The following is a 23,781-nucleotide window of genomic DNA, read 5'->3' as shown; positions in this document are numbered from 1 at the left end:
CGTTTTACGAATAACGATTAACCATTAACGAGTTTCAACCCAATTCTTCCCCTTTCCAGATCCAAGGTAATAATTTCAATACTAATGATATCACCCACACTAACAACATCATGCGGATCTTCGATCTTTCGGTTTTCTGCCATGTTGGAAATATGAAGTAATCCATCCTGCTTCACGCCAATATCCACAAAAGCACCGAAATCAACCACGTTCCGAACGGTTCCTTCCAGCTGTTGACCTTCTTTAAGGTCTTCCATTTTCATCACATCGGTACGCAAAAGTGGTTTTGTTAGTGATTCACGGGGATCACGGCCCGGCTTCTGCAGGTTCTCGATAATCAATTCTAAGGTCGGAACACCCACACCGATCTGCTCTGCGGTCTTTTTCAAATTCACATTTTTGAACTTACCGGCGATCTTGTCTTTTTCCTGAGATAGGTTGTCGAGGTTGATACCAAACAGATTACAAAGCTTTTCAGCTGCTTCATAGCTTTCGGGGTGAATGGCCGTGTTATCCAGTGGATTTTTGGATTCGGGGATGCGCATGAATCCGGCAGCCTGCTGAAAACGGAAATCACCCACGCCATCGATATCACGAATTTGTTCGCGGTCCATAAAAATACCTTTCTCTTCTCGTTGCTTCACAATGTTTTGAGCAACTTTTTTGCTTAATCCGGAGATATGAGCAAGCAGGGGAGCACTGGCGGTATTCAAGTTTACTCCAACTTCATTTACGCAGCTTTCCACCACATCATCCAGCTTACCGGATAGTTGGTTTTGGTTCACATCATGCTGATATAATCCAACACCAATCGACTTAGAGTCGATCTTCACTAATTCAGCAAGTGGATCTTGCACGCGACGAGCGATGGAAATGTTGCCACGCTGTGCAGCATCCAGTTCAGGAAATTCCTCGCGAGCTATGGTTGAAGCGGAATACACAGAAGCACCTGCTTCGTTCACAATCAAATAATGGAGTTCTTCATCAGGATGGTTTTCTTTTCTTTTTTGAAGAAATTCAGCCACAATTTGTTCGGTCTCCCTACTTGCCGTCCCATTACCTATTGCGATCAGCTTCACACCGTATTTGTCAATGAATTGACCAAAAACAGCTTCTGCTTCCGCTACTTTCTTTTGTGGAGGAGTTGGATAGGTTGTCGTTCCTTCCAGATACTTACCGTGTTGATCCACGACAGCCACTTTACAGCCACTTCGGAATGCAGGATCAATACCCATAACCACTTTTTTGTCCAATGGGGGCTGCATAAGAAGATTACCCAGATTGGTGGCAAAGGTCTCGATGGCATGAGCATCGGCTTTATCAGTGAGTTCACTGCGAAGCTCACGTTCCAGTGAAGGGAAAAGGAGACGTTTATAAGCATCCTCTACAGCATCTTGTAAGTATTCGGTAAAAATGCTCAGATCGTTTGAGATCACGATATCATCTATATTTTCAAGGGTACGCTCTTCCCAGAGATCTACATTGACAAATAGAATATTCTCCCTTTCACCTCTATTAATAGCCAGAATTTGATAGGGCTTGAGCTTGCTGACTTTCGCAGAAAACTCATAATAATCCTCAAAATTAGTACGCTCTTTTACGGTTGGATTTTTCTTGGTTACGATATTGGAGTGTTCAGTAAATACCTTCCGAAGCATCTCCCGAACTTCAAGATTTTCATTGATCCATTCTGCTACGATGTCGGTTGCGCCGTCAAATGCATCCTCCACGGATTCTACTTCTTTTTCCGGGTTGATGTATTCTTTGGCGTATTCCAACGGATCACCTGAAGTGGTTTCCTGCTCCCATATCAATTTTGCGAGCGGTTCAAGACCTTTCTCCTTAGCTTTGTCGCCCCGTGTTTTGCGCTTTTGCTTGTAGGGGAGGTAAATATCTTCCAGCGTTTTCAGGTCGGTGCAGGCCTTGATCTGTTCTTCCAGTTCAGGAGTAAGCTTCTCTTGCTCCTTGATGGACTTCAGTATGGTTTCCTTGCGGGCTTCCAGAGCACGCTGGGTTTCGAGTCCGTCGCGGATAGCACGGATCTGTTCTTCATCCAGACCGTCGGTTGCTTCTTGCCGGTATCGGGCCAGGAAGGGTACCGTTGCTCCTTCGTCCAGAAACTTGGCTACGGTACTTATCTGTTTGCCACTAAAATTAAATTGAGATGCTAAAAAGTTAAATATCTTGGTATCGCTCATTGATGAAATTAGTTTCAAAATTTGGAAACTGAAAATAAGAAGGGTAGATGGAAATGTTGAATATTAAATGAGGAAATTTTGAATGTTGTCAGGTAAACAACAAAACGAATTCAAAAAACTCTGTAACCTTTTACTTATTCATCAGTGTATAAGGGTGAAAACACAAAACCCGGGATATATAGGTGAATTCAACATCGGATAAGGCTTTAATGATGAAGGTTAAAAAAGGAGATCTCGATAAGTTGGGACTTCTTTTTGAACGCTATAACCGCCCGTTGTTTAGTTTCTTTTACCGGATGTGTAAAGACTGTGATCTGAGTGAAGATCTGGTTCAATCTGTTTTTGAGCGGATCCTGAAATATCGTGAAACTTATACCGGTAACGGAAAATTCACCACCTGGATGTTCAGTATTGCCAGAAATGCACATATTGATCATTACAGGAAAGAAAAGCGAAGTGAGATTCCGGTTGAGATAGATGAAGACAGACTGGAAGCAGAAGAAAATGAATCGGTTATCATTGATCAGAAAGAGCAGAAGAAGAATTTGCTTGAAATTGCACTCGATCGTTTAGATGAAGATAAAAGAGAGGTCATCATTTTGAGTCGCTACGAAGGGTTAAAATATAAGGAGATCGCCGATATCCTTCATACAACGGAAGGCGCGATAAAAGTAAAAATGTTTAGGGCAATGAAAGAGTTGAAAGACCTGGTAACAATGCTAAGTGAGGAATGCAGCTATGAATGAAAAATATGAAGAATTGATCGCGGAGTATTTGTCCGGCGAGTTAGATGTCGAGGGCAAGTCAAAAGTTGAAGAACTTATTGCCAACGGTGAGATCGATTTTATGGAGCTTAGAGTGATTGAGACCATGTATGAAGATCTTGGTTCCATTCCAGTTCCAAAGCCGACCCCGAAAGGGCATGAGAGGTTCTACACTATGCTGGACGAAGCCAAACAAGCAAAGGGAAAAAGCTCCGTTGAATTCATGAAAGAGTTTTTCCAAAGCTTGCGATCAGAATTTACCGTGCCGCGATTGGCATATGCTGTTCTTTTTTTGATGATGGGTGGTTTTATAGGTTCACAGATCAATAATGACCGTACTGATATTGAGCAGCTAAGCCAGGAAATGCAGACGATGAAGGAACTGATGATGGTGAGCATGCTGGAGGGTTCATCTGCTGCAGATCGATTGAAAGCAGTTAACATCAGTACAGAACTGCCAAGTGCAGATACAGAAGCCATTCACGCCTTACTATTCACCCTTAATAATGATCCAAGCGTAAATGTTCGTGTTCAGTCCATAGAAGCTCTTAAACGCTGGGGAGAAAATGAACGGGTTCGGGAAGGATTGGTTCAGGCCATAGCCATACAAGAATCTCCGATCGTGATCATTGAATTGGCAGATGCCATGGTAGAGCTGGAACTCAGAAACGGAGCGGCAGAATTTGAACGTCTCTTACAGGAAAGAGAACTGGATTATTCGGTTCAACAAAAATTACAAAGCAGCATTGCTGTATTAATGTAAGGTTAGCTATGAAAAAGATCGTACTATTGATAATGATGTACTTATTTGTACAGGAAATTACAGCACAAATCCCAGTGGTATCACAGCGAAAGACTGAGGATGTTAAAATCCGTATTCCCGCTTCTGAATTCAATGCCCAAACTGTTTTTCATCTTAAAAATATAAACGGGGATCTGAATGCAGTTGGTTACGAAGGAGATGAGATCCTAATTACCGGGACCAAGATCGTAACGGGTAAACCGGCAACAATAGATAACTTCGATCCTGATGAGATCTATCTGGATCGTCTGGATGGCCCAAGTACTATATTTATATTTGTACAGCACCCGGGTGTTAAAGTTGAGTTAAGAGGAGATGAATTGCATTACACCTCAACCCGTAATTATAAAAAGCGAAAATGGAATAAGAATACGCTGGAGTTTGAGTTCAATTTACAAGTGAAGATACCGCACTATCTAATGGCGGATATTTCAACCATTAATGGAGGCGAGGTTATAGTCGAGGATTTTAAGAACGGAGTTAAAGCCTCTAATATTAATGGCAGCGTATATTTGAATAGGGTAGAAGGAGCCGTAACTGCTGAAACGGTTAATGGAAATATTCGGGTGGAATATGATGAAGCACCATCCGGTAAAGCCGTGTTTCATACGGTGAATGGGAACATTGAAGTAATAGCACCGGAAAATTTATCAGCTGTTGTAACCTTTAAGAGTTTGCACGGTGACCTATATACCGACTTCGAACAGATCGAGTATCTGCAAAATCGAGTGAAAAATAATTCGGATGGGAATCACCGATGGAAGATCGAACGATCTTCTCCTATACAATTTGGCGAAGGCGGCCCCGAAATGCGTTTACAGTTATTAAATGGAAACGCTTACATCAAACAAAGAAAATCTTAAAATAATACCATGAAAAAACGAACACACCATTTGCTATTAGGAATCTTGATCAGCGCTTTAACCATCCCTGCGTTTGCACAGAATAATATCGAAGTACCGTTATCAAAGCCCGGAGAACCCGGTAAATTGATCATCAGTGCAATGTTCTCAGATGAAATTGAGGTAAGGATGCACGATCAGCAAAACGTCATTGTGAATTATGATGGCGACAACGTAAGAGAGGATGATGAAAATGCCATGAAAAATGGGATGCGCCGAATTTCAGGAGGTGGACTTGGTCTGGAGGTTACTGAAGAGAATAATGAAGTTCGTATTACTTCCGGTCCTATGCCAAATGGTGACCTTGAAATGTTGATCTATGTGCCTCGTAATTTTTCCCTGAAACTGAATACCGTTCAGGGGGATGTAATTATATCAGGACTTGATGGAGAAATGGAGATCAGTGCTGTAAATGGAGATATCGAAATGTCTGATATTTCTGGAACTGTATTGGCTAACAGTGTTAATGGAGATATGGACATTGACTTTAATCGTGTCCCTCAAAATTCACCGATGTCATTTACAGGAGTAAATGGAGATATCGAAGTGTCATTTCCAGCAAATGCCAAATTTACAGCTAAAATGAAGACAGAATGGGGTGATGTCTACACAAATTTCGATATGGAGATTAACCGGGACGGTGGAAGAACACAGTCAGGTTCAGAAGACGGAACATTTAAAGTAGCCGTGAACAGGTGGATAATTGGTCAGGTAAACGGTGGTGGTCCCGAGTTTCTCTTTAAAACTCTGCATGGAGATATTTCAATTCGTAAAAAATAATATATCGGGTAACTTTTTCTTTTGCTCTTCGTGTAATCTGAAACAATAAAAGGAGCTGTAACACAAAGCTACATAGGTGATTACAGGGATAGGACTCCTTTAATAAAAAAATACTATGAGAAAAATTTTACTTCCCTTGCTATACGTATGTTTTGTAACGAGTGCCTTTGCTCAAAATTCCTATCAAAAGAAAGGTGATACCATATCGGTCAAATCAGCTGAGATCAGATCGGGATTGGAAGAAAATCCGATAATGGAAGCGGTTAGGATCTCTTCAGAAGAGAGTGTGGATTTAGACGGGATACTGTCAGAATCAATTTGGTACAATGCCCCGGTAGCCACACAATTTACCCAACGGTTTCCGAATGATGGGAGGGATCCATCTCAGAGAACTGAGGTTAGACTGTTATACACGGATTCCTATATCTATGTAGGTGTGATAGCTCATGAATCGAATGCGGATTCTATAAAAGCTCCCTTATTTCGGCGGGATGGAAATGAAGCCAGTGATTGGGTATATGTCAGTTTTGACAGTTATAACGACATGCGAACTGCATTCACTTTTGCAGTTAACCCAAAGGGTGTTCAGAAGGATGTGCTCTATTATGATGATACAGGTGAAGATATTCTTTGGGACGCCGTATGGGAAGCTAAGACAAATATCAATGAAAACGGGTGGACAGCAGAGCTCAAGATCCCACTGTCTCAACTCAGGTACAGTTCTCAAAGTGACGTGCAGGAGTGGGGTATAAATTTCCAGCGTAGGTTATCAAGAAATGGGGAAGTATCTATATGGGCTCCTGTTTCACAGAATGACAATGCGATGGTATCAAAGTATGGCAGATTGAATGGGATCAGGAATCTTAAAGAACCAAGAAGACTTGAGATAACTCCTTATGTGTCTGGTGATGTAACTCGTGCACCGGAATTGTCTGCAGATAACCCTTATTATGATCGAAATCAGCTTGGTGGTGGTATAGGCGGTGATATTAAATACGGTGTCACTTCAGATCTTACCCTTACCGCAACCATAAATCCCGATTTTGGCCAGGTAGAAGCAGACCCGGCGGTGATCAATCTTAGCGCAAACGAAAACTTCTTTTCTGAACGTCGACCTTTCTTTCTGGAAGGAAATGATATTTTCCAGTTTGGAAATACCAAGACATTCAGCCGTTTTGGTAATCCGGTCACGTTTTATTCGAGAAGGATAGGGCGCTCTCCACAGGGTAATGCAAATCGTGCAGGGGTAAATGCTGAGTTTGTTGACAGGCCTGATTTTACCACTATTGCAACTGCAGCTAAATTAAGCGGAAAAACAAAAAATGGCTGGTCCATTGGATTTTTAGATGCTTACACTTTAAAGGAAGAGGCGGACTTCGTTACCCCTTCCGGTGATGAGAATACATTTGCTGTAGAGCCGGCAACCAATTACATGGTGGCACGGACCAAGAAGGATTTCAATGCCGGAAATACTTATGTAGGCGGGTTCGCAAGTGCGGTAAATCGCAGTATTGAAGACACTTATTTTAAAGACTTCTTAAGGACTTCGGCTTATTTAGGCGGAGTAGATTTCGAGCATAGTTTTAATGATCGAAACTGGATCGCAAGCGGAGCGCTTTCATTCAGCAGTATTAACGGAAGCACAGAAGCCATAGAGATGGCACAGCGTTCTCCGGTGCGTTATTACAATCGGGTAGATTCTGAAAACCTTTCTGTAGATTCTGATAAAACGAACCTTTCCGGTTTTGCTACTGAAGTTAGTATTCAGAAGCGTGGGGGAGATGATAATTGGATGACCTCTCTAACCTATTCCGAAGTGAGCCCCGGTTATGAGACTAACGACCTTGGTTTTCAAAACAGAGCAGACTACCGATCAATTAATGGTGGTTTGATATACAGGGAAACTGATCCAAAATGGCTGCAATACTATGAGTTTTATGCTTTTCATTCCCATGCCTGGAACTATGATGGAATTTGATCAATGACGGATATACGCAAGGCGGCTTTATTCGCTTCGAGAACCTATGGAATATTAATTATAACTTAAATTACGGCAGTGGAAACCAGTATTCTGATCGTATTACCAGAGGTGGGCCGATTTTAAAGATGCCCCAAAGTGGAAGTTTTAATATGAATATAAATTCAAATCAGAATAATAAAGTTTCGTTCAATATCGGAACGTATCAGCGTAAAGATGCTTCCGGTGAATTTGATAACAATATTTGGGTGGGTTTGAATTTCATGCCTGTGCCTTCGGTTCAGATCAGTGTTTCTCCTCAATATAATTACCAGAAAGACACTGATCAGTATGTGACTACTGCTGTGGATCCCAACGCTACTCAAACTTTTGGGCGTCGTTATGTATTTGCCGACATTAAACAACACACTCTTATGACAAGCATCCGTCTGAACTGGACCTTTTCGCCGACAATGAGTCTTCAGACATATGTAAGGCCTTTTATCTCTACCGGTGAATACTCAAGATTCAAAGAATTTGCAGAACCGGGAACGTATAATTTTGATGTGTACGGCACTGACAAAGGAAGTATTACAAGATCAAATGGAATGTACACGGTAAGTCCTGATGATAATGGAAACTCACCTGATATCAACTTCTCCGATCCGAATTTTAATTTCCGTTCCGTACAGGGTAATGCTGTGTTTAGATGGGAATATATGCCGGGTTCAACCCTCTACTTTGTATGGCAGCAACAGCGGAGTGATTTCGCAGGCGTAGGTAATTTCGATATTGGTCGTGACCTTGACGGATTATTCAGTGCAAAACCGACCAATGTATTTTTAGTGAAAGTGAGTTATTGGTTTGGTAGCTGATCAAAAAAAATTAAGGACACTATTTAGTGCCCTTAATTACAGTTATGATACGATGTTTAAAAAGCTCTGTGTGGTCTGTCGCAGAGCTTTTTTTATTCCACATTCGTTTTACAAGTGCTCAACCTAAATGGAGCATAAAGGGGACAAAAACTAACCATACTGGTCAGTACAAAAACGCCTGCCAGAACTAAGAGAACTATACCCCAGGTACCGGTTACTGTTCCGGTGAAGTACAGACCTACAAAAATTGCAGCTAAAATAAAGCGAATGATCTTGTCAGAAGAACCCATATTTTTTTTCATAGTAACCTCATTATTTTATTATTAGAATATCCATTCAAAAAGAAAAACTAATCCTGTAATAATCAGTATACAAACTATACATACGGCTATTAGTTTTAGTATTTTCACTGTACAATAAACTTTATTTTTGAAGGTTTCGTGAACTTAATACATGATCACGAATTTTAACTAATTATTTATTAAAAGGAAGCAATGAATACACAGCATTTAACAGCAGAGCAGGTAAAGTCGATCCAGGTAGGGTTTATAAATAAGGTGTATGGCTGGATGGCACTTGCATTAGCTATTACAGGATTTGTGGCACTCCGAACAGCGAATTCCGGACTGATCGATGTGATCGCCGGAAATCAGATCCTGTTTTTTGGAATTATTATTGCAGAGTTGGGGCTTGTTGTCTGGCTCTCCAGCAGAATCGATCATATGAATGCTACTAAAGCCATTTCATTATTCTTGTTGTATTCGGCGCTTAATGGACTCACATTTTCGATCCTTTTTTTAGTATATACTTCAGGTTCAATAGCTTCAACCTTCTTTATTACGGCCGGTACGTTTGGGGTGATGAGTGCCTATGGGTATTTCACTAAAACTGATTTAACCAGTATTGGTAACATAGCCTTTATGGGGTTAATAGGTATCATAATTGCCAGTGTAGTTAACATGTTTTGGCATAATGAGACATTGTATTGGGGAATTACATACATCGGCGTTTTGATCTTTGTAGGACTTACAGCTTACGACACGCAAAAGATCAAAAAAATGAGCCTGGAGTTGGATATCAACTCAGAAGAGGGAAGTAAAGGTGCTATTATGGGAGCATTGGCACTCTACCTTGATTTTATCAACCTCTTTATTATGCTTCTGAGAATATTCGGGCAGCGTAAGTAAGTTTTTCGGGATTGAAATTAATACAACTTTTGTCTTTCATGGGAAAAGATAACCCATGGATCATTCAAAAGACTTTTCGAAATCAGAAAAAAGCAGGATCATAGAAATGGCGTGGGAAGATCGCACGCCATTTGATGCCATTGAATTTCAGTTCGGACTCAGTGAAGAAGAAACCATTGAGCTCATGCGATCAGAAATGAAAACCTCCAGCTTCAGGATGTGGAGAAAAAGAGTATCCGGTCGAAAAACCAAGCACCGTAAGAAGCGTAATGATGAGGTAAACAGGTTTGTTAGTCCCAATCAATATTAAGCAAGAAGGTTTTTGATTCATTAAAATCTCATAGCTAATATGATTTTTTTTTACCTTTAGGGCTCTGAAAAATTCACCACCAAAAACAGTTTTCAAAGTTTAGATCGGCACTGCTAACGAACAAGACAAAAAAGGGTTCTGGGATCGACTGGGGATAGGTTTATCCGGGTTATGTGCCATTCATTGTTTATTGGTTCCGGTCTTTGTGTCATTGATCCCTCTTTGGCCGGCTTTGGAAGAATTTCATGAGTATACACATCTTGTCTTTTTTCTGGCGATAGCACCTGCTGTGATCTTATCCGTAAAAAATCGAAAAGACCTTAAAGCCGTTTCAGGATATTTATTCATTGGGCTGGCGATCATCTTTTTTGCCTGGCTATTCAATAATCAGCTTGGTGAATATGGAGAAGCAGGTGTTACTCTGGTAGGGAGTTTGCTATTAATTCGTGGTCATTGGCTAAACTACAAAACCAAAATGGGGATGGCTTAAACCCGGGCTTCTAACAACTCAGCTACTTTTAAGGCACAGCCCCAACTCAATGTTACTCCCGCTCCCCCGTGTCCATAATTGTGGATGATCAGTTTATTACCTAATTCTTCTGCTTCCAGTCGTAATCCATTATCCTTTTTTCTGATATACCTGTAACCAATCTTTGCTTTTGGTGGGGAGAGGTTGCTAATGTCGATCCCAAAAGAGTGATGAATGATCTTTGAGTGCAGCTCTAAAATTTGAGCCGGAACCTTGAGCCCGTCTATTTTCATAAAGGGCTCATGAACAGTTTCACCTTCCCAGTTTCCGGACTCATTGATTCTTCCTTCCTGCCTACTTCCACCAAGCACCCAACCGTCATTCCGAGGATAGCAGTATACATCCTGAAGAGTACCCGAAGTACTTTGATAAGTCGTGAGATCGGGAGAAAAATTATAGGACACCGGATTACCCTGCAGATTGAAAAGTGGAGGAGCATCTTTGATATGAAGAATGTGTCCGCGATAAATAAGATCATACTTATCATCAAAAAGCTTAACGGAACCGATCTCAGAACAATTAATGATGTGGTCATAAGGTAAATCAGAAAGGTCTCCGGGCTGAAGATCTTTTTTTTGAAAATGGACTCCCTGATTTAATGTTCTATCGATCAGTTCAGGAAAGTATATACCCCAGTCTGCAAAGAAACCACGAAATTTCCATCCGGACTTGACCGCATGTTCCGGGTGTTCAGGGTGAAATTCATGATTAAATTTATCCCACGTTTCCAGATTAGTCAGCAATTCTGCATAATTTGGCAAAGGCTGGTTATAAGCAAATAGTTCAAAATGTTCATTCACTTTCACGCCGGGGAACTTTCCTTCCCACAAAGAGTGAAAATAGTTGTTACTAACCCTGAATAGATCAAGCAGTTCATCTGAATATACGGAATGAGGAATGATAGAGGCTGCCGGATATAAGCTCGAAAACTCAGGATTCATGAAGGAGGTACGCGGATCATCCTTAGAAATTACGGTCACATCCCATCCCTTATTGTTAAATATAAAGGCGGTGGTTAGTCCGCTTATACCCGCACCAATAATGGCGATCTTATCTTTTTTAATCATGGTAAAATATACCGGCTTTCAATGAAGAATAAAGATGATGGTATGTACTTATTGAAGTTGTATCAAGTAACTTATTTTGGTAATTTTACTTTTAAACAGATTGGCTAAGACGTGCAAAAATTTACTCTTCTTGTTGTAATAGCTCTTATTACTTTGGGCAGCATTTCGTGTAATTTACTCACCGCGGAAGATGGGCCTTCGGAATATCCTACCGTTTATCCACGCTTAGAAATGGTGGAATTGCAGGAGCTCAACAACGAATATCACCAAGCCAATGATGGGCGTTTGTGCTCAACACTGAACGAGTATGGCTTAACTGGTTTCAGTAAGGTCCTTTTCGAAGATGAAGAAGAAAACCCTTGCGACAGAGCTAACCGTTCGGTTGTGCGTATTGAAATGAATAATTCTGACACCTTGGTTGCTGCTGCAAAGCGTTCATTGCTAAAGAACAGTGTCTATACAGGGGTAAGGGACACTTCAAAATTGGTCTTAAATGAAATGTCACCACAACCGGGCTGTATAAATTGTAGGAGCCCCGACGAATACAGTGCTAATATTGAGTGGAGCCTTACTTTTGAAAATCAGGTTATAGATTCTGTCGAAATACCAAATACAGAAATCATCGTTTTCTTGGATGCATTAGGAGTTAACAGGATCTGGGGAAATTGGTATTCAGAATTCAAAGTACCTGAATTTGTAAACTTTGGATATTTGGATGTACAGGAAGGTATGGTCGGGTGGCAAATTGATATGAGAAATTATACAGAAGAGGAGACGATCTATACCGTTCAGGAAGAAGATGTGACTGAACAACCTTATAAAGTATACCTGCCGGTTGAAAATGAAGAAGGCCTTCAGATACGTACTTGCTGGGCAGTGCCTATTTCAAATAGTGCAAACGAAAATTTTGAAGGATGGCTGGCTTATGTAGATATCAAAGAAGGTTTTTTGGTAGATTTAGTCGCTAAATGAGAACCTTTTTATTTTAATTTCAAAGTCACAACAAATATTTGTAACATTTTTTGTCGTTAATACTCTTAATAGTCGGGTAACACATTAATCTCAAGCTGAATAGGATACAAGTTGGCAGAACTAATACATAAGATACTAATAGTAGAAGATGACATGATAATCTCATTGGTCGTAGAGAATATGATCAAAAAGTTAGGTCATGAACTGGTAGGTAAAGCTGCGTCTGGAGAAGATGCCATTAAACTGGCAAAAGAGCATAAGCCAAATATAATTCTTATGGATATTCGTTTGAAGGGAGATATGGATGGTATTGAAGCCATAAATCAGATCAAACAGCACATAGATACAAATGTGATCTACCTAACAGGGAATTCAGACAAAGCCAATTATGACCGGGCTAAAGCAACTGAATGCATCGATCTTATTTCTAAGCCATTCACTATTGGTGAGCTTACTCGTTCTTTAGACTTGGTCCCGGAATAATTTCGTATCTTTTTCAGTATTTTAACGTAGGAGAGTCCATATAAAAATGGGCATTTATTATGGATACAAAATTTAAAAACCTGCGAAACGATCTAGAAGATCTTGAAGATGACGGACAGTTGGACTTTGATGGAGGAATGACTTCATCAGGCGGTAGGTCTGGTACTAAACTTGCCAACTATATTTTACTGTTCGCTTTTATTGCTACTCTTACCTTTTATGCCGGTTCAAAGATCAATTTTTCAGGCATTCAGCTAAACCCGATCGAAAACTTTGTTCAGGAACTCAATCAACCCAGTGAAGAGCTCTTGAATGGAATGGGAACATGGCTGGAAGAAATGGGATATGGTGTCTTAACGCATGAAGAGCTTATAGGTTTACGGAATGAGGGGGTAACTGCAACTTTTACTTCTCAAGTTAGGGAGGCCGGTTTTACAGATGTTACCCTTGAAGAAATGGTAGAATTAGGTAACGCCGGTGTAAGTGCATCGTATATAATTGGAATTCAGGATGCGGGTTATCCTGACATCACCCTCGATGAAATTATCGAATTAGAAAACGCAGGCGTTAGTACTACATTTACACAAATGATGCGTGAATTAGGGTATGAGCTTACCGTTCAGGATTTACTGGACCTTGAGAGGGCCGACGTAACGGCTTATTTTACGAGTAATATGATGGATCTGGGATATACGATGGAAGAATTGACCAAGGAAAATCTTATCAGGATGGGAAATATTGGGGTTACGCATCAACAGGCTGAACGTTTAATGAATGAGAGGGGTGAAAGGCTCTCCGTTGATGAACTAATACGGAATCGCATCAGTAATCAATAAAGATTAGTATTTGGAACAATAAAAGTTCTATTCATTACAAGTAGTGAATACAAATAAAACACTGCTTAAAATGAAGAAATTAGTTACACTTATATCTTTAATAGCGATAACGGCACTTTTCTCACAAGCTTTCGCTCAACAATACTTGATAGAAAGTGCCTCCGGAATAGGACCAAAACTCGGATTCTATAAAGCCCCTGATGCCGAAGATGGTACCATGTTCATTGGTATACAATCCCGATCCAAAGGGAAATATTTTGGCGGGGAATTCACGCTTGAGTACAGAGGTGAACAAAGTTACACTACCACCAACGGAGAGTTGACCATTCGCCAGATACCGGTCACCGGCTCGTTGATGCTATTCGCTCCTTTATCTGAGAATTTTGCTCCTTATGGACTTGCAGGTCTCGGTGCTTATTACACCTTTTATGATTACGACGGTGGTTTTATCAATCCCGGTGATGATGCGGAGGTGAATGTTGGATACCATTTAGGGTTTGGGGCTGATCTGGCTGTCTCAGAATCGGCTGCTTTTAATCTCGATTACAGATATCTTTTCTTAGACGGTAATGATAGCATTCCTGAAAAAGAATTCAGTGGAAACGTACTTTCAGTCGGACTCACATTTTATTTCTAAGCTGAAAAAACCTTATTTTAGAAATCCCGCTTCTAAATAGTTGCGGGATTTTTTTTTGAATTAAATCACCTATAGAGATACAATGGCGGAAATCACGCTCCCAGAAGTTGAATTGAATATATACTCCCCCAAAGATCCGACCGAGATCACGGTTGTTGAAAATTATGTTTGCACAAAGGAAAGCAGCCCGAACTTTGTCCGTCATGTTACTTTTGATGTTTCAGGGACCGATCTTGAGGGGAGGGTAAGAATCGGTCAATCCATTGGTATTCTGCCCCCGGGTAATGATGAAAGAGGGAAACCTCACAAACTAAGACTGTATTCTGTTTCTTCGCCAACAGTGGGGGAAGGGGGAGAGTCACACCTGATATCCACAACAGTTAAAAGAACTATTGAGGAGCTGGACGGGAAACTATACACCGGTGTTTGTTCAAATTATCTTGCTGATCTGAAACCGGGTGATAAAGTTAAAGCTACCGGACCAAGCGGGAAACGATTTCTGCTTCCTGAAAATGAAAAGGATTTCAACTATGTATTCTTTGCTACAGGGACAGGGATCGCACCCTTTCGAGGTATGATCATGGAACTGCTGGAATCCGATTATAAGGGGAAGATCGCACTGGTCTTTGGTGCAGCATATAGAACAGACCTCATTTATCCGGATTATTTTATGGAGATGGAAAAGAAGTACGATAACTTCAGATATATCGCAAAAATATCCCGTGAAGATCGTCGACCTGATGGCTCAAAATACTATGTTCAAACAGCAATTGAGGATGAGGAAGAAATATTAGACCCGATATTCAGTCAGGAAAATACCTTGGTCTATATTTGCGGGATCAAAGGAATGGAAGCAGGGATCTATAAAAGCCTGGCAAAAAAGGGGTTTTCAGAATACTTGCTGCTCAAAGGCGATTATGTGGATATGGATCCTGATGAATGGGATTGGGAAGAAATGCGCCGCAATGTAAAACCCGGCGCACGCTGCTTCGAAGAAGTATATTAGCACAATTCATGTCTTTCATTATTAGACATGAATTTTAGTTACCCCACCGGAAACGACAAAGCGCATAAAATCAGTAGAGTCTGTTTTGATTGGGGTCACCTTATCTTTGGGCACGATATATAAATTTCCTGAAAAGTTGTAAGAATGAGGGCAGTAAACGGCAACCTCATCATTCAACCCAAAATGTTTTAGTGATTCTTCGGTGATATATCCAAAACGTTTCATTCCTGCAGGTTCACTGAACTCCACATAAACCGGTTTTTTGAATTTTTTCTTGTCACCAACAAATGCTTCGGTCAGGTCTTTGAGAGAAGAATACACAATGTTGACCAGCGGGGTTTTGGTGATCAGCTTTTCAAACAAATAGACAACAGGTCTGGTGAATGTCTGGGTCATGATAAAACCAAAGACAGTGATAAGCAGAAAACCTGTTACAATTCCAAGACCCGGGACCTCGTACTCAAACCAGCTGAACAACAAATTGTTGAATAGGTCATTCATCCAGATAAGTGTTGCATACACAACATATCCGGTTACAAAAAGAGGTAGAATGATCAGCATTCCACGGAAGAAATAGTTCAGGATCGTTTTCATAATAGCACAGATGATTTTGATTTTCCCTGAATCTACTATTTAAACGTAAAAGATGTGAATCCTATAGAGATGTTAACGATTAGCCGATCTGCAAATACCACAGACCGGCAAATGATATTCGAAAATCGATCTATTCTTTCTCCTGGTCTTGTTCTTCTGCAGCATAACGAAACAACATGGCAGCAACTACAAAAAGGGTGATAAAAAATCCATTTACAGCAAGAATCTCATAAACTGAGCTTCCCGGAACTGCAGCCATTCCTGTTAAAAGTGCAGCTATAGTAATCATTGCTTGAGTTGCAGCCATGGCAAATAAGGTAAACATCAAACCAATGGCTTTAAAACGAGCAATGAAAGCGCCCATGACTCCAATACCTATCACAAGAAAATAAAGTAAGTTGAACTCGTTATTCTCGGAGCCGATGAGCCCAACTACCAGGTTGCTCCAGATGAGGAAAAGACCGGTGAAAAGCGCAAAACCAATAGCTGCTCGGTAAGCAGCATTTTTGGATTTTCTTGTGACTAATGTATAGGTAATTCCGGTTCCAAAGATCATGACCCCTGCGAAAATAAAATCAGTAAGTGTCCATACAACATCTTCTGTAAACTGCATGGCGATCAAAGGAATGAGCAATAGCAATCCGGTTACAACAGCCGGATAGGTGAATGCTTTGGATAAATTTTGTTCTGTATTCATAATGGTAACCTGTGTTATGATTATTGTTGAAAACTGAGTTTTTAAAAGGTTGTTATAGCATCATTCAAATCCGAATAAGAGTGGGAAGATGACCACAACGGTAGCAGCCCAGACCGCATAAACCGGTAAGTAATCGGTTTGCCATTTTTCAAGAGTTGAGAAATTTGTTTTACTACTGATAAAACGGAGGTAGAGTATAGCCGACCAGCTCAGATTTACCAGAAGTATCAAATTCATTCCAAGAGCAGCTACTCTGTTTGGGGTAAAACCAAACTCAGCAATTCGTTGGGAGATACCCCAGAGTGCGACGGTATCTGCCAGTAAGGCACTTACCACCAACACCACCTGGATCATATCGAATACACCGGGAGAGGCTTCAGTGTCCCGTGCAGAAATGGAGTAGATAAGAAGGCATAGAACTACAACCAGGAGGAGATCAAAAGCGATGAGCACATCGCGATCCACAATCAGCTCATTTTCAGTAAAGAGTAAAGTTCCCAGGAAGGCGATGATCACAAAGGCGAAGAGTGGGGAGAACAGTTTAGCCAGGACCGGGGCAAAATTCCCAGCCAGTTCATTTCGAATCTCAGCAAGCCATGCTGCAATAATAACGGCTCCGGCTACACAAGAAAGAATCCACGATTCAAATATGGGTTCGATATCAATACCGATGGTTTCGAATATAAGGGCCATGAACCCAACAAGAACCACACCACCGAGAGCGATCAACACATAATAGATAAACATCTCACCTGAAAAGCGGATGAACTCCATGCGGCTACTCCCCTGAAACCACCTTCCTCCTGTAAATGCTATCCCAACGATCAACCATAGTGCTATGGGCAGGTGTAAAGCCAAAAGTGCTTCTGTATCGCCACCTTGTTCAAAGGGATAGATGTTGGCAAAGATCAGAGCTGCAATGAATGCAAAGGCAAGCAGGACAAGCTTGCCGGATTCCATCTTCCGTTTCCACACAAAATAGCCGGTTAAAAGTGGCAACATGAAGAGACTTATGTTTCGGATGTAGAAACTCTCATTCTGATCCAGATCAACTCCAAATAAAACAGGCAGTTTTATGAGTATGGCTGCAACTATTGCCATTGCAAAAGCGATCACGGCCTCTTTGAGGGCATTTTTATCTTGAGATTCTAGGATTGGAGTCGTCATTTTGTTCAGGGCGATTTTTATTTTAAAAGAACTTTGAATTACAAAGTTAATAGGTAAATTTTTTTGAATGGTTATGTCTTCTGAGAACTAAGCTTGGTTCGGGTAATGAAATACCATCCGGTTCCAGCTAAGATCAGGGCCAGAGGTAGTGCACCCAGTTCATCTTCAACTACGACCATGAAGGTTACCAAAACAAAGCCGATGAAGATGGTCAGAAGTGAAAATAGTTTGTGTATTCTTAGTTTCTTTAAGGGATTTTTTTCCATGGCTATTGTTGAGATTTGATGATTTGTTCCAATACAGCAAGATGTTCTTCAAATGCTTTTTTCCCGGTTTGTGTCATCGAGTAACTGGTATTGGGTTTATTGTCTATGAAGGATTTCTCTACTTCCACAAATCCTTCCTGCTCAAGCTTTTTAATGTGAGTGGCCAGGTTACCGTCGGTCACTTCCAAAAATTCCTTCAGAGATGTAAAGTCCAGGGAGTCATTGACAGCCAGGGCCGACATGATTCCCAGCCTTACCCGGTTTTCAAATGCTTTATGTAGATCTTCGAATGATACGTTCACTGTGGGTCACCGCTCGAACCTGAAGTACATATAAATTCCGTACACGATATGAACCAATCCAAATCCGATGGCCCAGAATAGGAGTCCATAGCTGATAAAGGCTACATTCAATAGACCAAGGGTCATCTGCACAAAACCCATGATCCGTACCTCATCAATGGAATAAGATCCGGCGTTGTATAATGCGAATCCATAAAATAGCAGGGTAAGAGGGGCGATCAATCCAAGCAGGCCATAGGAAATGAGGAGCATGATCAAAATCCCTCCTGTTAATAATGGGACAGCCATGCTGGTCAATAATCTTCGAGAGGTGGCATTCCAGGCTTTCTTATCATTCTTAAGTGCTTTTCTACGAGAATCGGGAAGGGCACTTACCAGGGAGAGAAAAAGAATACCAGTGGCGGTCAAAATGATGTCAGTCAGATCAGGGTAGATATAGAAGATCTTATCCGGGTGGAATTCCAGAACGTTGTAAGCGATCCATGCACCGGCTAGTGCATAAATTCCGGCTAATATTCCCGCCCAATCGGAAAGCGATAAAAACTTGGACGACCGCTCCATCATGGAACGTATCTCTGCGATATCCTTAATGTAATCCTGTTCTTCTTTCATACAAAGTACTTTTTATTTCAAAGTATGTATGAATTTTTTGTTTTGCAATAGAAGCTTGAAAATAATTTTGAAATGGAACGCGGATGACACGGATCGGGCGGGTCATCACAGATTATATTAATACAAGGCTAACAGTTGCTCATCTACTACCAAATGAGTTCAAAATTTTGAACCTCGAATCCATGTATCTGATCGGGCCCAGCTTTTATCAAATGCTTTTTGGGTTGATTCATTTTGGATATCCATTGCTTTTTCAGCTTCAAGGAGTCCATAAAGTGACCAGCCATTATTGGGGTGGTTCTCGAGTTCTTTATTGAACGTCCTGGCGGCTTCTTCGAATTTCTCCATTTCTAAATAATGAGCGCCTAACCAGTGTCGGGGAGAAAAAGGAAGGGGTTCCGGTTCGTCGTAATCAAGCTGATCATAAAAACGTACACCTTCCTGAAAGGCTTTGAGCGCAGCCTCTTTATCGCCTTCCATACGGTAGATCTCTCCCACCAATATTCCCTGAACAGTTCCCAGTAAATTCTCTGCACTGTGGAATCTGAATCTTCCATCTGAATTAGCAGCAAGTTCTTGCAGCTCTTCTAAATGATCATAGGCTGTATCCATGTTATCTAATTTTACAGCAGCGTATCCTTGTGAAAAATGCCACATACCGAGTGCCACATCTCCTTCAGGTTTTTCATTTATGGCAGGTATTTCATCAAAGCGACCGAACCGTACCAGAGTCAAAACGTGGTACATATTATTGCCGGTCAGTTTAGCGTAATCTTTCCCGGCCTGGATAGCTAAAGCACCTTGTCCATCCATGCTTGCTGCAAAAAGGAGCATATGCAGATTATGGGAAGGATAAATGGCAAAGCCTTTTCCCACAGCTGCTTTCTGGTCAGAGTGCCATGCCTGAATATTGGCCCGAACCGCATCATTCCAGCGGCCTACTTCATTCCAGGTATGGGAAGGCATGTGATTGATATGGCTGGCTCCGGGAATGGAGTTACCTATGAATTCTGCACAAGGTTCTGCCAGTTCCGGTTTTTGGGTAGACTCGGTGGCATGAATATACAAGTGGCAAGCTCCGGGGTGCTTGATATCCTTTTCCAGGATGCCCTCCAAGACTCCATGAAGAAACTGAACATCGGGATCATTTACATCCCGCGTGCCACGCCGTGGTTCCAGCAAAAATAAAGCTTCAGCATAGAGGGTCCCGATGTCAGAATCGTCGGGATACCTTTCATAAACTTCCCTCATGGCATCGGCATAAGCGGAATCCAAAGCAGCACGATTGGAATTCTCAAAGTCTTCTACATACCGCACAGCAGTGGCTTCAATAATGGCCCGTTCTTTGTCGGTGGCATGGTCTTTGGATAATCTCAAAGCTTCCTGAATAGTGGCGTATGCTTTTGGAGCTTCCCAGTCGCGCATTCCGCCATTAAGATATGGTCCCCAGGTCCAGGCTTCACCCCACCAGCAGATGGCACAGCTGGGGTCTTTCTGTCGCGACTCATAAAATGAACGAGCAGCATCACCTTTGGCAAAGGCATACATCATCTGATACCCCTGATCGAAATAAGCCTGAGCTTCTTTATTATCTGAGGATATCTCACGGGTAAAGTCACCCAAAGCTTCCTCATATAAAGGCATGGGTTCTAAAAACTCATCATTGTACTCAAGTTGAGCGAAAATGTTATCTGAAAAGATCAGGAGGGAAAAGAGGATTATAAAGGATGCTTTCATTTTATTGTTATATAGTTTTTCGAGGAATGTAGGTATGTAAAAAGAAGGTAGGGAATGAATATTGAATATTGAACTACGAAATATTGAATTGTGAAGTGGGCCTTGGCTGCATACGGACCGGGTGGTCCGGATTGGCAGTCCCAATGGGGTCGTTGGGAACGAGATTCATTTCTGATTAACCAATCGACGAATAACGGTTAACGAATTTCAATCCACGGATGAGTTCAAACCATATTTTTCCTATCTTCAAGGCTCTGTAAAATTCAACCACTCACACATCAAATTAATGTCGAACAAGACTTCTGCTCAGATCCGTCAGGAATTTTTTGATTTCTTTGCCGAAAAAGATCACGCCATTGTTGACAGCGCTCCTGTAGTTCCCAAAAACGATCCAACGCTGCTTTTCACCAATGCAGGAATGAATCAGTTTAAAGCTATTTTTCTGGGCGAAGAGGAAGCCCTCAAGCATGAAGGGAAAAACTGGAAACGTGCGGCCGACACCCAAAAATGTATTCGTGTGAGCGGTAAACACAACGACCTGGAAGAAGTTGGTCATGATACCTACCATCATACCTTGTTTGAGATGCTGGGCAACTGGTCATTTGGCGACTACTTCAAAAAAGAAGCCATCGGCTGGGCATGGGAGCTTTTGGTAGATAAGTGGGGCCTTGACCCTGATCGGTTGTATGCCACCGTGTTTGAAGGTGACGAAGCGGATGGTTTGCCCGTGGATGACGAAGCCATAGAGCTTTGGAAAAGTGAGACGAGCATTGCTCATGACCATATTCTAAAGTGCAGTAAGAAGGATAACTTTTGGGAGATGGGCGAAACCGGTCCGTGCGGACCGTGTTCGGAAGTACATATCGATCTCCGTTCAGATGAAGATCGTAAAAAGAAGCCCGGTCGTGATCTGGTTAATATGGACGATCCCCGCGTGATGGAGATCTGGAATCTGGTCTTTATCCAATTCAACCGAAAGCCGGATACTTCCCTTGAAAAGCTTCCTGCACAGCATGTGGATACCGGAATGGGTTTTGAACGCGTATGTGCCGTACTTCAGGAAAAGACTTCTAATTATGATACCGATGTCTTTACCCCGCTCTTAGATGAAATTGCTGATATGGCCGGATTGACATACGGCAAGGATGAAGAAAAAGACATCGCTATGCGGGTGATCGCTGATCATATTCGTGCGGTGACCTTCTCTATTGCAGATGGAGCTTCTCCCGGAAATGACGGTCGCGGTTATGTGATTCGTCGGATCTTGCGTCGCGCCATTCGTTACGGCTGGGACGTATTGGATTTCAAAGAGCCGTTCTTTTACAAATTGGTAGATGTATTGGCCGAACAGTTCAAAGATGTATTTCCGGAGATCAAAGCGCAGAAAGAATATATCGTGAATGTGATCCGCTCGGAAGAAAAGAGCTTTCTGAAGACCCTTGGACAAGGAATTGAACTGTTCAACGAAATGGTGGAAGGGAAGAAAAAGCTTTCAGGCGAAGATGCATTCAAATTACACGATACCTACGGCTTTCCGATAGACCTGACCGAGCTGATGGCCCGCGAGCGTGAGGTGGAAGTGGACGTTGAGGAATTTAACAAGCACATGAAAGCGCAGAAAGATCGCGCCCGTGCTGCCGGTAAGTTTTCGGTGGATCAGAGTGATACCAAGTCCTGGAATGTGATCAAGGAATCTGATGAATTTGAGTTTGTGGGCTATGATGATGCCGAAGCTGAAGTAGAAATTCTGGCCTATAGAAAAGAAGGGAATCGATTTGCACTTCAGCTTTCCAAAACACCTTTTTATGCTGAAAGCGGTGGTCAAGTGGCCGACACCGGACTCATTACAAACGGTGATGAATACATCAAAGTAATGGACGTTCAAAAGAATAACGGACAATTCATTCACTATGTAGACAAATTACCCGAAGATCTTTCAGGTACCTGGAAAGCTTCCATTGATCTGGATCGACGCATTGAAATTCAAAAACATCACTCTGCCACACATTTGGTCCATGCAGCATTACGTGGAATTTTAGGAGACCATGTAGCTCAGAAAGGTTCACTGGTGGATGAACACCATCTTCGGTTTGACTTCTCTCATTTTGAAGCCATGACGGATGAGCAGTTGGATGAAGTGGAACAGTTGGTAAACGAGAAGATCCAGGAAAATATACCGCTGCAGGAAGAACGGAACGTGCCCATCGACGAAGCTAAAGACCGCGGAGCGATGATGTTGTTTGGAGAGAAGTACGGCGAAACGGTTCGTGTGATCACTTTTGATGAAGAGTATTCGGTAGAATTATGCGGTGGAACCCATGTAGGGGCTACCGGTGAGATCGGTTATTTCCGGTTCACACAGGAAACGTCGGTGGCAGCAGGAATTCGCCGAATTGAAGCCGTTTGCGGAACTCAGGCCGACAAGCTCCTTCGTAATGAAAAACGACTGTTACAGCAGGTGAAAGGTGCTATTGGTCAAACACAAGATCTTGCTGCGGACGTCATGAAGCTGATTGAGGAGAAGAAAGCCCTTGAGAAAGAACTCGATAAAGTGCAGATGCAGAACACCGGTGCCAAACTGGATGAATTGATCCAAAATTCCGGCTCACTTGATTCAGGCATTAAATTGGTAAAAGGGGAGATCCCCGGTGCCGATATGGATGCACTGAAGCAACTTGGCTACGACGGTCTTCAGAAAACCAAGGAAAATACCGCTATCGTGTTGGGCAGCAAAGATGAGGAAGAAGGAAAAGTATATCTGATGGTTGCTCTTTCTGACGACCTTATCAAAGAAAAAGGATTGAAGGCCGGCGCACTGGTTGGTCAGCTTGGAAGGCTTGTTGGCGGGGGAGGAGGTGGTCAGCCAAATCTGGCAACGGCAGGTGGTCGTCAGCCTGAGAAACTGACCGAAGCTCTCGAAAAAGTGAATGAATTGATCGAGGAATCAATTCAGTAATTGAGTATGGAGCAACCCAAACAGTTGTCATCCTGAGCGCTAAAAAGGCTGAATTAAATTAGATCGTATTACGCGAAGGATCTCAAATTAGACATCTCAATTGTAGTAGAATTTGAGATCCCTCGTGTTAAACATTATTGTCCTT

25 protein-coding genes are annotated in these 23,781 nt (G+C 41.9%); 15 read left to right on the top strand and 10 right to left on the bottom strand.

Annotation, left to right across the window (positions count from 1 at the left end):
- Positions 1-17 precede the first annotated feature (17 nt).
- Positions 18-2,198: a Tex family protein gene (locus ACFSVN_RS09115; RefSeq protein WP_390301329.1), complete on the bottom strand. Its 2,181-nt coding sequence runs from the start codon at positions 2,196-2,198 to the stop codon at positions 18-20.
- A 209-nt stretch (positions 2,199-2,407) separates the two neighbouring features.
- Between ACFSVN_RS09115 and ACFSVN_RS09110 the strand changes: the two genes are divergently transcribed.
- The 6 genes from ACFSVN_RS09110 to ACFSVN_RS09085 all read left to right on the top strand — a co-directional run bounded on the left by ACFSVN_RS09110 (position 2,408) and on the right by ACFSVN_RS09085 (position 8,278).
- Positions 2,408-2,944 (top strand): RNA polymerase sigma factor, encoded by a 537-nt coding sequence (locus ACFSVN_RS09110; RefSeq protein WP_390301326.1) that lies wholly within the window; start codon positions 2,408-2,410, stop codon positions 2,942-2,944.
- Positions 2,937-3,725: a hypothetical protein gene (locus ACFSVN_RS09105; RefSeq protein ID WP_390301323.1), complete on the top strand. Its 789-nt coding sequence runs from the start codon at positions 2,937-2,939 to the stop codon at positions 3,723-3,725. The genes ACFSVN_RS09110 and ACFSVN_RS09105 overlap by 8 nt, the downstream gene beginning before the upstream one ends.
- A gap of 8 nt (positions 3,726-3,733) precedes the next feature.
- Positions 3,734-4,627, top strand: coding sequence for a DUF4097 family beta strand repeat-containing protein (locus tag ACFSVN_RS09100; protein WP_390301320.1), 894 nt, complete (start codon positions 3,734-3,736; stop codon positions 4,625-4,627).
- Between the two features lie 9 nt (positions 4,628-4,636).
- Positions 4,637-5,446: a DUF4097 family beta strand repeat-containing protein gene (locus ACFSVN_RS09095; protein ID WP_390301317.1), complete on the top strand. Its 810-nt coding sequence runs from the start codon at positions 4,637-4,639 to the stop codon at positions 5,444-5,446.
- A 115-nt stretch (positions 5,447-5,561) separates the two neighbouring features.
- A complete protein-coding gene (locus ACFSVN_RS09090; protein ID WP_390301314.1) occupies positions 5,562-7,424 on the top strand; it encodes a DUF5916 domain-containing protein in 1,863 nt (620 codons plus the stop codon).
- Positions 7,421-8,278, top strand: coding sequence for a DUF5916 domain-containing protein (locus ACFSVN_RS09085; protein ID WP_390301311.1), 858 nt, complete (start codon positions 7,421-7,423; stop codon positions 8,276-8,278). Before ACFSVN_RS09090 ends, ACFSVN_RS09085 begins: the two co-directional genes overlap by 4 nt.
- Before the next feature lie 92 nt (positions 8,279-8,370).
- Here ACFSVN_RS09085 and ACFSVN_RS09080 read toward each other — a convergent pair whose 3' ends face one another.
- Positions 8,371-8,580, bottom strand: a complete 210-nt coding sequence (locus ACFSVN_RS09080) for a YgaP family membrane protein (RefSeq protein ID WP_390301308.1) — start codon at positions 8,578-8,580, stop codon at positions 8,371-8,373.
- Between the two features lie 192 nt (positions 8,581-8,772).
- Here ACFSVN_RS09080 and ACFSVN_RS09075 point away from each other — a divergent pair, with 192 nt between their 5' ends.
- The 3 genes from ACFSVN_RS09075 to ACFSVN_RS09065 all read left to right on the top strand — a co-directional run bounded on the left by ACFSVN_RS09075 (position 8,773) and on the right by ACFSVN_RS09065 (position 10,265).
- Positions 8,773-9,465, top strand: a complete 693-nt coding sequence (locus ACFSVN_RS09075; protein WP_390301305.1) for a Bax inhibitor-1/YccA family protein — start codon at positions 8,773-8,775, stop codon at positions 9,463-9,465.
- Positions 9,466-9,520: 55 nt separating this feature from the next.
- Positions 9,521-9,775 carry a TIGR03643 family protein gene (locus tag ACFSVN_RS09070; RefSeq protein WP_390301302.1) on the top strand — a complete coding sequence of 85 codons (255 nt, stop codon included), beginning with the start codon at positions 9,521-9,523 and terminating at the stop codon, positions 9,773-9,775.
- Positions 9,776-9,878: 103 nt separating this feature from the next.
- A complete protein-coding gene (locus ACFSVN_RS09065; protein ID WP_390302330.1) occupies positions 9,879-10,265 on the top strand; it encodes a MerC domain-containing protein in 387 nt (128 codons plus the stop codon).
- Here ACFSVN_RS09065 and ACFSVN_RS09060 read toward each other — a convergent pair.
- Entirely contained in the window at positions 10,262-11,371 is a 1,110-nt protein-coding gene (locus ACFSVN_RS09060; RefSeq protein WP_390301298.1) for an FAD-dependent oxidoreductase, read from the bottom strand. The genes ACFSVN_RS09065 and ACFSVN_RS09060 overlap by 4 nt on opposite strands.
- A 111-nt stretch (positions 11,372-11,482) precedes the next feature.
- On the opposite strand from ACFSVN_RS09060, the gene ACFSVN_RS09055 reads away from it, so the two are divergent.
- From ACFSVN_RS09055 to ACFSVN_RS09035, 5 genes are all read left to right on the top strand, one after another.
- Positions 11,483-12,343, top strand: a complete 861-nt coding sequence (locus ACFSVN_RS09055) for a hypothetical protein (protein ID WP_390301295.1) — start codon at positions 11,483-11,485, stop codon at positions 12,341-12,343.
- 111 nt (positions 12,344-12,454) lie between these two features.
- Positions 12,455-12,826, top strand: coding sequence for a response regulator (locus ACFSVN_RS09050; protein ID WP_390301292.1), 372 nt, complete (start codon positions 12,455-12,457; stop codon positions 12,824-12,826).
- A gap of 59 nt (positions 12,827-12,885) precedes the next feature.
- On the top strand, positions 12,886-13,662 hold the full coding sequence (locus ACFSVN_RS09045) for a hypothetical protein (RefSeq protein ID WP_390301289.1): 777 nt from the start codon (positions 12,886-12,888) through the stop codon (positions 13,660-13,662).
- A gap of 70 nt (positions 13,663-13,732) precedes the next feature.
- Positions 13,733-14,299, top strand: a complete 567-nt coding sequence (locus ACFSVN_RS09040) for an outer membrane protein (protein WP_390301286.1) — start codon at positions 13,733-13,735, stop codon at positions 14,297-14,299.
- 82 nt (positions 14,300-14,381) lie between these two features.
- Entirely contained in the window at positions 14,382-15,305 is a 924-nt protein-coding gene (locus ACFSVN_RS09035; protein WP_390301283.1) for a ferredoxin reductase domain-containing protein, read from the top strand.
- Positions 15,306-15,326: 21 nt separating this feature from the next.
- On the opposite strand, the gene ACFSVN_RS09030 is transcribed toward ACFSVN_RS09035, so the two are convergent.
- From ACFSVN_RS09030 to ACFSVN_RS09000, 7 genes are all read right to left on the bottom strand, one after another.
- A complete protein-coding gene (locus ACFSVN_RS09030; RefSeq protein WP_390301280.1) occupies positions 15,327-15,899 on the bottom strand; it encodes a DUF502 domain-containing protein in 573 nt (190 codons plus the stop codon).
- Positions 15,900-16,029: 130 nt separating this feature from the next.
- Positions 16,030-16,596: a hypothetical protein gene (locus ACFSVN_RS09025; RefSeq protein WP_390301277.1), complete on the bottom strand. Its 567-nt coding sequence runs from the start codon at positions 16,594-16,596 to the stop codon at positions 16,030-16,032.
- A 60-nt stretch (positions 16,597-16,656) separates the two neighbouring features.
- A complete protein-coding gene (locus ACFSVN_RS09020) occupies positions 16,657-17,763 on the bottom strand; it encodes a hypothetical protein (RefSeq protein WP_390301274.1) in 1,107 nt (368 codons plus the stop codon).
- Between the two features lie 71 nt (positions 17,764-17,834).
- The gene (locus ACFSVN_RS09015) at positions 17,835-18,029 is read right to left on the bottom strand and encodes a hypothetical protein (protein ID WP_390301271.1); all 195 of its coding nucleotides are present in this window, start codon (positions 18,027-18,029) and stop codon (positions 17,835-17,837) included.
- A 2-nt stretch (positions 18,030-18,031) separates the two neighbouring features.
- Positions 18,032-18,331: a winged helix-turn-helix domain-containing protein gene (locus ACFSVN_RS09010; RefSeq protein ID WP_390301268.1), complete on the bottom strand. Its 300-nt coding sequence runs from the start codon at positions 18,329-18,331 to the stop codon at positions 18,032-18,034.
- Between the two features lie 6 nt (positions 18,332-18,337).
- Entirely contained in the window at positions 18,338-18,943 is a 606-nt protein-coding gene (locus ACFSVN_RS09005) for a hypothetical protein (protein ID WP_390301265.1), read from the bottom strand.
- 159 nt (positions 18,944-19,102) lie between these two features.
- Entirely contained in the window at positions 19,103-20,680 is a 1,578-nt protein-coding gene (locus tag ACFSVN_RS09000; protein WP_390301262.1) for a tetratricopeptide repeat protein, read from the bottom strand.
- Between the two features lie 286 nt (positions 20,681-20,966).
- Between ACFSVN_RS09000 and alaS the strand changes: the two genes are divergently transcribed.
- Complete coding sequence (alaS, locus tag ACFSVN_RS08995; protein WP_390301259.1) at positions 20,967-23,636, top strand: alanine--tRNA ligase; 2,670 nt, start codon at positions 20,967-20,969, stop codon at positions 23,634-23,636.
- Positions 23,637-23,781: the final 145 nt, after the last annotated feature.

Origin of the sequence: Gracilimonas halophila (genome assembly GCF_042684365.1) — a bacterium.
GTDB lineage: Bacteria > Bacteroidota > Rhodothermia > Balneolales > Balneolaceae > Gracilimonas > Gracilimonas halophila.
The sequence above is the reverse complement of the archived record's forward strand: the minus strand, read 5'-3'. Positions and strand labels throughout refer to the sequence as shown.